The 11,238-nt window shown below is 69.9% G+C and carries 6 protein-coding genes; 3 read left to right on the top strand and 3 right to left on the bottom strand.

Annotated features, from left to right (window positions below):
* Nucleotides 1-732 precede the first annotated feature (732 nt).
* The 3 genes from I2501_RS31335 to I2501_RS31345 all read right to left on the bottom strand — a co-directional run bounded on the left by I2501_RS31335 (nt 733) and on the right by I2501_RS31345 (nt 4,052).
* Complete coding sequence (locus I2501_RS31335) at nt 733-954, bottom strand: hypothetical protein (protein WP_196197700.1); 222 nt, start codon at nt 952-954, stop codon at nt 733-735.
* Between the two features lie 175 nt (nt 955-1,129).
* Nucleotides 1,130-1,705 (bottom strand): hypothetical protein, encoded by a 576-nt coding sequence (locus I2501_RS31340; RefSeq protein WP_196197701.1) that lies wholly within the window; start codon nt 1,703-1,705, stop codon nt 1,130-1,132.
* Nucleotides 1,706-2,255: 550 nt separating this feature from the next.
* Nucleotides 2,256-4,052, bottom strand: a complete 1,797-nt coding sequence (locus tag I2501_RS31345) for an alkaline phosphatase family protein (protein WP_196197702.1) — start codon at nt 4,050-4,052, stop codon at nt 2,256-2,258.
* A gap of 337 nt (nt 4,053-4,389) precedes the next feature.
* Here I2501_RS31345 and I2501_RS31350 point away from each other — a divergent pair, with 337 nt between their 5' ends.
* From I2501_RS31350 to eccD, 3 genes are all read left to right on the top strand, one after another.
* The gene (locus tag I2501_RS31350; protein ID WP_196197703.1) at nt 4,390-5,145 is read left to right on the top strand and encodes an SDR family NAD(P)-dependent oxidoreductase; all 756 of its coding nucleotides are present in this window, start codon (nt 4,390-4,392) and stop codon (nt 5,143-5,145) included.
* 734 nt (nt 5,146-5,879) lie between these two features.
* On the top strand, nt 5,880-9,806 hold the full coding sequence (gene eccCa / locus I2501_RS31355) for a type VII secretion protein EccCa (protein WP_196197704.1): 3,927 nt from the start codon (nt 5,880-5,882) through the stop codon (nt 9,804-9,806).
* Nucleotides 9,803-11,233 (top strand): type VII secretion integral membrane protein EccD, encoded by a 1,431-nt coding sequence (eccD, locus tag I2501_RS31360; RefSeq protein ID WP_196197705.1) that lies wholly within the window; start codon nt 9,803-9,805, stop codon nt 11,231-11,233. The genes eccCa and eccD overlap by 4 nt, the downstream gene beginning before the upstream one ends.
* Nucleotides 11,234-11,238: the final 5 nt, after the last annotated feature.

Raw genomic sequence — 11,238 nt, forward strand, 5'->3', positions numbered from 1 at the left:
CGCGATCGTGGGCTGTGTCGAGGCCGCGCGATGGCGGCCAACGCCTCGACTTGCCAGCGCATGCTTGCCAAGCAGTGCTGAGGATGGCCGCAAGAGGCGGGCCCTGTCGCCGCGAGCAAGACGCCCTGAGCCGTCGTCATCACCGCTAGCAGGGCGGACGCTATGGGGCTCCGCCCCAAACCCCGGCCCTTCTCAAGGAGGAGCCTGGCGAGGTGGAGAGGGTGCGGGAGGAAGGGGGAGGGGGCGGCGGCGTGGGGTGGCTCCTCCCCGATCGCGCACCGGAGGCGTGCCGGCAGAGCTGCTCGATCGAGGAAAAACCGCCCCACTCAGCAGCGACCCATGACGGGCATCCGCCGTCCAGCAGCGGGCGGTACCCTCCCGACGGGAGGGAGCCATGGTTGGCTGGTGGATTGACGTGGCCGCTGGTTTTTGGCTGTTCGTGCAGGGCATTAAGACCCTCCGCGGTGGGGCAAACTCGGCCTTTCGACGTCCTCGGCTTGGTGGCTGGGCCAGGATGATCGGTGGCTTCACCTGGACCGCAGGCGGGGTCGTGTCGATCACGCATTCATGGGCCGCCCTTGGGGACCTGAGCTACGCCTTCATGGCCTTGGTTTTGATCACAGCAGGGCTCTGCCTGAGCAGCGGCCCGAGGATCCGATTCCGCCGGAACCGAGCCTGATCGGCCCTGCGGCAGTCGCGCCAGACAGGACAGCCATGGCATCGCTGGAGCCGTCAGACCTCTGGGGGTGTACGCCGCAGCCGACGGGCTCGGATGCGCCCAGCAATGACGATGGCGAGGGGAGCAGCGATGAACCCAGTACCGGTGATCACTTGGCTCCACCAGAAGCGTTGCCGATCGGCAATGGCAATGATCACCGTGGCGACGCCAAGCACGGGCAGAACCAGAAAGACGTATAGGAACGCCACCTTCGGACCAATCCGACGTCGAGCCATGGATGTCCCCTTGTCCGCGCTCGCAGCCGCTATCCGCCTGCAGTGACGACAGTATGACGGCAGCTCCAAGGGCCAGAGAGCTCCGTCCTGCTGTACAGCACGGAAGTACAGCAACCGTGCCGACCGCAGCTGACCGGGCCCGACCGCAGTAACGCGGTTGACAGCGCGGAGGTGCTCAGAGCTTCCCCCAAACGCGGACGACGCGGTGCCCATCAAGCACCTGGGCAAGCTCAGCCAGGAACTGGGGGCTGAACTCGGGCCAGTTCCAAAACTCGAAACCAACATAGGCGAACGCGAAGTAGTCATCGGCCCAGGTCCAGCTGCACAGGTCGGGATCGAGGCCACAGTTCTGGCAGGTTACCGTGGCGCGTCCTGTTTTGTGCCAGGTGTCGATGGCCTCGCCGAACGGCTCCCATGCGCCTTCGATGTCGTCCCAGGAGTCGGTGTAGAACTCGGTCCGGCTGGCGCAGTGCGGGCACGTCGCATACTGCGCGTCACCTTGTCCACCGTGGAAGACCGTTCGGCCTGTCTCGACATTGAGGCCGTCCGTCGGCTTCCAGTCGGGCTCAGCGACAGCCTTGGCCCAGTGAGCGCCAGGAGGGTTACCCAAGGGCGACCCGAGAACGCAATCGGTCTGCTCAGCGACGACGATTTCCTGTCGGACGAGCCACTCAAGCGCACGGTCGGCGAGCGCAGACGCTTCGGCAGGCGTGGCATCGAGGTCGACGATGGTTTGGAAGTGATCACCCATGGGGCTGACGATAAGCCCCGCCGCTGACAGCCCCGGCCCGCCTTGAGGTCGATTCGCGCCCAGCAGGACTCGCCCGAAGCGGGCCGCGGCCTGGGGACCATTTGGGGACCACACGTCCTGCACGCGACCGAACAACACAAGCTCGCCGGGACCTCATGGCAAGCGCGCTGTGCCCGCTGACCTGCGAAAGCCCTTGACTCGCCGAACTGGGGGTCAAGGGGTCGCAGGTTCAAATCCTGTCGTCCCGACAGGCTTAAAGGCCCGTCGGCTTGGAAGGAAACTTCCAGGTCGGCGGGCCTTTGTCGTTGCCCGAGCCCGATCAGCGGATGAGGCGCAGATCCGGCTGCATGCTCCCCCTTTGAATCCGGGCAGGCAGATGCCTGGGGCCCTCGACGACTCGGCGGTCCCGAACGTCTCTCCGGCCACGCGTTGGCCTGCGCCTTCGCGCCGATCAGCCGCCCGGGACGGACGCGAGGAAGCCGGGGCGGATCGGCCCCGGCCTCCCGCTTGGGTGCTGCCGGTCAATCAGATGGCGAGGAGAGGCACCGGGTCACTGGTCCCCGCGGCGTGCAGCGAGGCCGGGAAGGACCTGCGTGTGCTCAACCTTGACGGCTGTCAGCGCGCGCGGGTTGAGCCCCAGGACGGACAGGATCGTGGGGGCGACCTGGGTGGTCTCGACCGAGGCGGACTCGACCTGAGCCGGGATGCCCGGGCCGTCGACAATCATCAGGACGTTCCGGTCGCCGGTGTTCATGCCACCGTGCTCGGCCAGCTTGGTCGGCTTCGAGTAGACGATGCCCTCCTGGACCTCGCCGAAGACGTCCGGGTTGTGGCCGTTGTTCACCGAGACGCCGAAGAAGTGCGCGGCGGCTGCGCCGGCCCAGATCTGCGCCAGGCCCGAGTGCGCAACGGTGACCGGCTTCTTGTTGACGTCGTAGCCCTGCGCGGTGTGGTCCCACAGGTAGCGCTTGACGAAGTCGCAGGCGGCCTGCGAGTTGTCCGACAGGTAGGACTGCCACAGGTCGTCGTCGGTCCCGGCGACGATGAGGCTCTTGTTGCTCGGGTGCGTCTTCGCCCAGGCGGCGTTGATCGCGCTGATGATCGGACCGTCCTGGACGGTGACGAGCTTGTTGGGGTCCTGCGGGGACTGACCGTGCTTGGCCGTCACAATGATCGTCGTCGAGCCCGCGAGGCCGTCCTTGTGAATGGCGCGGACCATGCGGCCGAGCTGGGCATTGACATAGTCCAGCGCGCTGGACAGCACCGGCCCGGGGACCAGCTTGCCGTGCACCCACTGGTAGCCGCCCGCTTCCGGAGCGCTGGTGGTGTAGTTGCCGTGGGCGTCCGGACCGATCAGCGTCGTCGGGGTCGAGCGGATCTTCTGCGCGACCGAGACGGTCTGGAAGTTCATGCCGAAGATCGCCGGGGTGCCGACCCGGGTCTTGCCCGAGTGGTCGCGGCCGCCGATTTCATTGAGGACGGCTTGGACCTTGTAACCGTCGTACTGCTTGGTGGCGGCGTCGATGTGCGCCCAGTCGTCATCCTGCGGGTACGGGACGCCGTTCGGCATGACGGCCTGTGAGTCGATCTCCGGCGAGAAGAGGTCGTCGATGCTCTGACCGTTCGAGCCGGGACCGTTGAAGGACGCGTAGACCTCGTGCTTGTCGGACCACGCGGTGCGCAGGCCGGCGTTGTGGATGACCTGGAAGATCGTGTTGTCGCCGAGGTAGTCCCACGGGGTGATCGGCTTGCAGGTCTTGGGATCGACCGGGAACGTCTTCGGGTTGAGCGACGTCTTCGGGTTGAACTTCAGGCTCATGATCGCGGCAGGGTTCTTGTCGACGCCCTGGGGGAAGACCGAGCCGTTCTCGTCGAAGGACGGGAAGGTGCCGTTCGTCGGGTTGACGAAGTCGGGGACACTCGCCAGTGCGTCGTCCGGCGAGTCGTAGATGACGTCACCACCGGTAGCCGGCCGGCCGGGCGTGCAGGTGGCCCCGGGCTCGTCCGTCTTGTGGCTGTACTCGACGTCGTAGTAGACGCCGGTGGTCCTGGGGTTACCGCCGGTCATCAGCGCGGTGCCGCCCGGGTCGGAGTCCGACGGGTTGGACGTCTCGGCATTGGTGTACTCGCTGCCGGTGTGCGTCAGTCTGGCGAGCGTTGAGCCCGGATGGTTGGCGATGTACCAGTCGAGATCACTCTGGTGCATGCCGTCGATCGAGATCAGCAGGACGTGCTTGCTGGTGGACGCGTGTGCCTCGGCGCTGGCGTTCACGACCGGAAGCCCGCACAGCGCGGCTGCGGTCGCCGTGGCCAGTCCGACCAAGGCCGGACGGGTGTACCTGGGCATCGTGCTCTCCCTACAAGTCGAGCCAATGAAGTCGCACATTGCTGTGCGCGCGTATGCTTCACCGCCCAGACGGGCACACCAGAAAAACTGGGTGTCCATCAAGTAACCGTCAGGCCACGTCCGGATACTGCGGGACCGCACGAGCCTTCGCCGGGACCCGCGGACACACCTCGCCCCGGCCTGCCGCCGCCCGACCTGTACGGGCAGGGTTTTCGGCAGCCACAGTGCGGAGTTGGCGTCGAAGCTTGAGTGCTACGTCTGAATTCCGCCAGAACCGCAGGGCGTTCCGGTCGACGATTGAGTCGTGTCCAAGATCGGTTCAAGGAGTTCTACGAAGATGACGATGAACGGTACGACGGCGCTCAGCGGCAAGGTGGCGTTGGTGACCGGCGGCAGCCGGGGGATCGGGGCAGCGGTCGCGCTGCGGCTGGCCGAGGACGGCGCAGACGTGGCGCTGACCTACCAGGGCTCGGCCGGGTTGGCGGAAGGGGTGGTCGCCGAGATCACCGCGATGGGGCGGACCGGTTGGGCCGTCCGCGCGGACAGCGCCGACCCGGCGGCCGTGCGCAGCGCGGTGGCAGCGGTCGCCGAGCGGTTCGGGCGGCTGGACATCGTGGTGAACAACGCGGGTGTCGGCGCCGTCGGGCCGATCGAGGCGGTGGCATTCGACGAGATCGACCAGGTGCTCGCGGTGAACGTTCGCGCGCCCTACCTCTACGCCCAGGCGGCGGTGGAGCACCTGGCCGAGGGCGGACGGATCGTCAGCATCGGCAGCTGCATCGCCCAGCGCGTGGCCTTCGGCGGAAGCGCGCTCTATGCGACCAGCAAGGCCGCGCTGATCGGCTTCACCAAGGGCCTGGCCCGGGAGCTCGGCCCGCGCGGGGTCACCGTCAACCTGGTCCACCCAGGCCCGATCGACACCGACATGAACCCGGGCGACGGCGATGCCGCCGATCTCCAGCGCGGCTTCACCGCGCTCGGCCGCTTCGGCACGGCGGCGGAGGTCGCTGACGCTGTTGCGTACCTGGTCGGCGAGGGTGCCCGATACGTCACGGGCGCGGAGCTGGCGGTGGACGGTGGTTTTGCGGTCTGAGTGTGCGCGGTCCGACGCCACACATGCCGTAGCGCCGCTGACTGAACCCTGTTCGAGTGCTGGTTCGCCGAGTTGACGAACCATCAGATACGGCGAGCCTCCGGCGTCCTCGTGTCGTGGAGAAGCGCAGGGTTGCGAATGGGCACGGTCCGTCTTTGCTGTACTACATCGGCTCGTACGAGCTGTTGAGGGAGGTGACGGACGCCGAATCGAAGCGACGGTCCGCGGACGCCTCGGCCTGCGGTGGGCACTCGTCCGGACGTGGCGACGCCTGATCAGCTTTCGCAATGCCGACGCAGGACCGTGGGTTGGTGACGTAGGGTCAGGATCTCCTGGGAGACCGCGAGATGATGATTGACACCCACAGGATCTCCAGTCCTCGCAGACGGCCGCGACGGCCCCACGACGGGCGCCGGCCGTAGGACACCTGTCGCAGGCTCAGGGCTGACGACCGGGCGACCGGGCGACCACGGAAAGGCCGCGAAGCAGCCCCTCAGGGCAATACCGAATTCACCTCGCGGTAACGCCCGCCCGGCAGTGTGGCGTCCGCTTCCCGGCGGCCGCTGGGAAGTTGACGCGCATAGACGTGAGTGGAACCGAACCTTCGACTCAGGGGTGCGCGCAGCTCGGTGACCTGCTTATAGTGGGCTCGTGTTGGACATGTTCACGCTCGGAGGAGTACCCGCTTGAGCACGGTCCTCGTGAAGCGTGCGCCGCGCGCAGAAGGCCCGGAAATGCCTGATGGCCAAGTCGAGTTGGCTGAGCCCCCCGTGCTCGGGGAGCCCGCGAGCGCCGACTTCGGGTCCACGCTGATGTATCTGCCCATGGGGCTGGGCGCAGGCGCCATGGTGCTGATGTTCTCCATGCGCAGCGCCGGTCCTACCTCGTACATGATGTCGGGGATGATGGGTGTCGCCATGGTGAGCATGACGCTCACTCAACTCGGGCGCGCAAGTGGCGATCGGCGACGCCGAATGCGCGCGGAGCGACGGGACTACCTGCGTTATCTGGCGCAGAAGCGCAAGCAGGCCCGGCAGGCGGCGGACGAGCAGCGCGCCGCGCTGCTGTGGGACAACCCCGCGCCGCGCGACCTGTGGGCCCTGGCGCGCGGCACGCGGCTGTGGGAACGGCGTCCCGGGCACGAGGACTTCGGGCGGGTGCGGATCGGCCTCGGGGTGCGGCGGGCCGCGCTGGAGTTCGTGCCGCCGCAGACCAAGCCGGTCGAGGATCTGGAACCGCTCTGCGCGGTCTCGCTGCGCCGGTTCACCATGGCGCACCAGACGGTCCCCGGCCTGCCGATCCCGGTCACGCTCTCCCGCTTCACCAGCGTGGAGTTCGCCGGTGACGGCGCCTCCGCTCTCGCGCTGATCCGCGCCATGGTGGGCCAGCTCGCGGTCTTCCACTCCCCCGACGAGCTCCGCGTCGCCGTACTGGGCAGCGACACCGGGCGTGCCGAGTGGGACTGGGTCAAGTGGCTGCCGCACAACGCGCACCGCTCCGAGCAGGACGCGGCCGGGCCGGTGCGCCTCGCGGCGGCCGACCACGACACGCTGATGCAGCTGCTGGGCACGGAGGTGCGCGACCGGCCCGACCACGACCCGAGTGCCTCGCCCAGCATCGCGGAGCCGTTCGTCGTCGTGATCGCCCAGGGCGCGCCGCTGCCCGACTCCTCGCGGCTCCTCCACGGCGGCCTGCGCAACGTCGTGCTGCTGGACGCGACCGGCGCCATGACGGGCGGCCCCAAGGTGCTGCGGCTGACCGTGCACGGCGACCGGGTGGAGTTCCCCTCCGGCGGTGACACGGTCTCGGCCCAGGCGGACGCGCTCAGCGCCGTCGAGGCGGTGACACTGGCCCGGGTCCTCGCCCCGCTGCGCACCAGCGGCGGCCTCGAACTCCCTGACCGGCCCCTGGAGTCGGACCTCGAACTGACCACGCTTCTCGGCATCCGCGACGCCCGCGGCTTCGACGTGGACGCCAAGTGGCGGCCCCGGCAGGTGCAGGCGGCCCGGCTGCTGGTGCCGCTGGGCGTCACCGAGGACGGCGAGGTCATCGAGCTGGACCTGAAGGAGTCGGCACAGGGCGGCATGGGCCCGCACGGCCTGCTCATCGGTGCGACCGGCTCCGGCAAGAGCGAACTGCTGCGCACCCTGGTGATCGGCCTGGCCGCCACGCACTCCTCCGAGGTGCTGAACCTGGTCCTGGTGGACTTCAAGGGCGGCGCGACCTTCCTCAACATGGACCGGCTGCCGCACACTTCGGCGGTGATCACCAACCTGGCCGACGAGATCCACCTGGTCGACCGGATGAGGGACTCCATCAACGGCGAGATGATCCGTCGTCAGGAGCTCCTGCGCGAGTCCGGGTACTCCTCGCTGTTCGACTACGAGAAGGCGCGCAACGCCGGGGCCGAGCTCGCGCCGCTGCCCTCGCTGCTCGTCATCGTCGACGAGTTCTCCGAACTGCTCGCCAGCAAGCCCGAGTTCGTCGACCTGTTCGTGTCCATAGGCCGTCTCGGGCGCAGCCTCGGGGTGCACCTGCTGCTGGCCTCGCAGCGCCTGGACGAGAGCCGGATCCACAAGGTGGAGGGGCACCTCTCCTACCGGATCGCACTGCGCACCTTCTCCTCGATGGAGTCCCGCAGCGTCATCGGTGTCGCCTCCGCCTACGAGCTGCCGTCGGCGCCCGGCAACGGCTACCTCAAGATCGACACCACCAACCTGGTGCGTTTCAAGGCCGCCTACGTCTCCGGCCCGGCGCCGGATCCGGTCAGCGCGGCCGAGGAGTCACTCCAACAGGCCAGGGCGCATCACGAGGTCCGGCCCTTCACGCTGGACCAGCAGGGCCAGTTGCTCTCCGAGGCCGCCGCGGTCGCGGCGGTCCCCGCGCCGCGACCGGCCGCAGAGGAGCCGGACCGCGCCCAGAGCGACGAGTCGCTGCTGGAGGTGCTGATCGGTCGCCTGGAGGAGAGCGGCCCGCCGGCCCGCCAGGTGTGGCTGCCGCCGCTGACGGCTCCCGCCAGCCTGGACCAGCTGCTGCCCGGCATTGTTCCCGACCCGGCGCGCGGCATGACCGCCGCCGACTACCCCTGGCTCGGCAAACTGCGCGTCCCGCTCGGCATGGTGGACCGCCCCTACGAGCAGCTGCGCGAGTTGCTGGTCGCCGACCTGTCCGCCGCTGACGGGCACGTGGGCCTGGTCGGCGCACCGCAGACGGGCAAGTCCACCGCGCTGCGCACGTTGATCCTCTCCCTCGCGCTCACCCACACCCCCGAGGAAGTGCAGTTCTACTGCCTGGACTTCGGCGGCGGCGGTCTGGTGTCGGTCTCCGGCCTGCCCCACGTCGGCTCGGTGGCGACCCGCCTGGAGCGGGACCGGGTGCTGCGCACCGTGGCCGAGCTGACCCAGCTCATGGAGCGCCGCGAGCAGGAGTTCACCGCGCGGGGCCTGGAGTCGATGGCCGCCTACCGCGCGCTGCGCGCCCAGGGCGCGGTCGACGACCCGTACGGCGACGTCTTCCTGGTGGTGGACGGCTGGTTCACGCTCCGTCAGGACTTCGACGACCTGGAGCCGAAGGTCATGGAACTGGCCGTGCGCGGCCTCTCCTTCGGCATCCACCTGGTCGCCTCCGCGGTGCGCTGGTCGGAGCTGCGGCCCCGACTGCGCGACATGCTCGGCACCAAGTTGGAGCTGCGCCTCGGCGACTCGCTGGAGTCGGAGGTCGGGCCGCGGGTCGCGGCCACCATCCCGCACCAGCCCGGCCGCGGGCTGACGGCCTCCGGGCACCACTTCCTGGCGGCGCTGCCGCGCCTGGACAGCTCCGCCGAGACGGCGGACCTGACCGAGGCCACCAAGGCCGCCGTCACCGAGATCCGGGCCTTCTGGCCCGCGGGGACCGCGCCCGGTGTCCGACTGCTGCCGACGCAACTCCCGGTCGAGGACCTGCCGCGCGCCGAGGGCGACCTGCGGGTGGCGCTCGGCTGGGACGAGCAACGTCTCGCGCCGGTCTGGCACGACTTCGAAGCCCAGCCGCACCTGATGGTGTTCGGCGACGGCGAGACCGGGAAGACCAACGCGCTGCGGCTGGTGGTCAAGGCGATCACCGACCGCTACACCCCCGAGCAGGCCCGCATCATCGCCGCCGACCCAGGTCGCGGCCTGCTGGCGATGATCCCGGAGGAGTACCGGATCGGCTACGTGGTGGACCGCGACGGCCTGGCCACCCTGGCCGAGAACGCGGCCGTCTCCGTCGGCAAGCGCGTTCCCGGGCCGGAGATCAGCCCGGAGCAGCTTTCGCGACGTGACTGGTGGTCGGGTCCGCTGCTGTTCGCCCTGGTCGACGACTACGACCTGCTCGCCCCGAGCGGCGGTGTCGGCGCCAACTCGCCGCTGGCCCCGCTGCTGCCGCTGCTCTCCCATGGCGCCCACGTGGGCCTGCACCTGGTCGTGGCCCGTTCCACCTCCGGCGCCACGCGGGCGATGATGGACCCTCTGCTGCGCCGGCTCTGGGAGCTGGGCAACCCCGCCCTCCTCTTCTCCTACCCCAAGGAGGAGGGCAAGTTCCTCGGCGAGGCCAAGCCCCGCACCCTGCCCGCCGGGCGCGCCCAGCTCGTCACCCGCCGGTCCGTCCGCCTCATACACACCGGATTGGTGACCGCACCATGACCATCGAACCCGTGCTCTCCGCCGAGGTCTGCCGCGTCACCGTGGTCGGGCCGAAGGCCCAGGCCGACCTCGCGGTCCCGGTCTCGCTCTCCGTCTCCGCGCTGTTGCCCGCGCTGCTGGCCAGGATCGAGGAGCCGACGGACCCCGGCAACGGGCCCTGGGTGCTGCAACGCCTGGGCGAGGATCCGCTCGACCCCGACGCGACCCCGGACTCGCTCGGCCTGCGCGACGGCGAGGTGCTGTATCTGCGCCCCGCCGAGTCGGCACTGCCCTCGCTGCACTTCGACGACCTCGCGGACGGCGTCGCCCACGTCCTGGCCGGACGCGCCGACCGTTGGCAGCCGCAGCACACGCGTCGCCTGGCCGTGACCGTCGCCGCGCTCACGCTCGCCGCCCTGCTGTGGGCGCTGCTCGGCTTCGGACCCGGGGCCGCCGCCGCGGGCACGGCCGGTGGCCTCGCGGTCCTGCTGGCGGCCGTCGCGGTGACCGGCGACCGGCTGCGCAGCGGAGACGGGACCGTCGTGCTGGCCGGGACCGCCGCCCTGCTGTTCGCCGCCACGGCCGGTCTCACGTTCCGGGCCGCACCGCACGGCGGCCACGGAGCGTACGGGGGTTTCGCGGGCTTCGGGGGTTTCGGCGGCTACGCGCCCGGTGAGCCCAGCGTCCTGGTCGCCGCCGGCGCGGTGGCGGTCCTGGCCACGGTGCTGCTCGGGCTGCGGGTGCTGCCCGTGGTCATCCCTGCGACGGCGCTGACCGTGGCGCTGGCCGCCGGGATCGGTGCGCTGCTGGCGCGCTCCAGCGACCTGCCGGCCGGTCAGGCGGCGGCCGTCGTCGCGGTGGCGCTGTTCGTCCTCGGGCACTTCGGGCCCCGGCTGGCGCTGCGGTTGGCGCGGCTGCGCGTCCCGCAACTGCCGCACAACGCCGAGGAGTTGCAGCAGGACATCGACCCCGAGCCGCAGGAGCGCGTGGAGCGCCGGGTCACCGCCGCCCACGCCTACCTCAACACCCTCAGCCTGGCCTCGGCGCTGGTCTACGCGGTGGGCCTGTGGTGCATGGTGCGGGAATCCGGGTGGATCGGCTGGGTGCTGCCGCTCGCCTTCTGCGGCGCGGTGCTGCTGCGCTCGCGTGGACTGACCAGCACGCTCCAGCGGGTCCCGATGGTGCTCGCGGGAGCGCTCGGTCTCGCGCTGCTGCTCGTGGTGCGCGGCGCGTCGCACTCCCCGACCGGACGGGCCGTGGCCGTGGTGGTGCTCCTGGTCGCCGCCGGGTTGCTGCTGGTGGCCGCCTGGCGGCTGCCCAGCAGCCGACTGCTGCCGGTCTGGGCGCACTCCGGCGACCTGCTGGAGACGATCTCGGCCATCGCGCTGCTGCCGCTGCTGCTCCAGGCGGTGCACGCGTATGCCTGGTTCCGTTCGCTGGCGAGCTGAGAGGA

Source organism: Streptacidiphilus fuscans (assembly GCF_015690355.1).
Lineage (GTDB): Bacteria > Actinomycetota > Actinomycetes > Streptomycetales > Streptomycetaceae > Streptacidiphilus > Streptacidiphilus fuscans.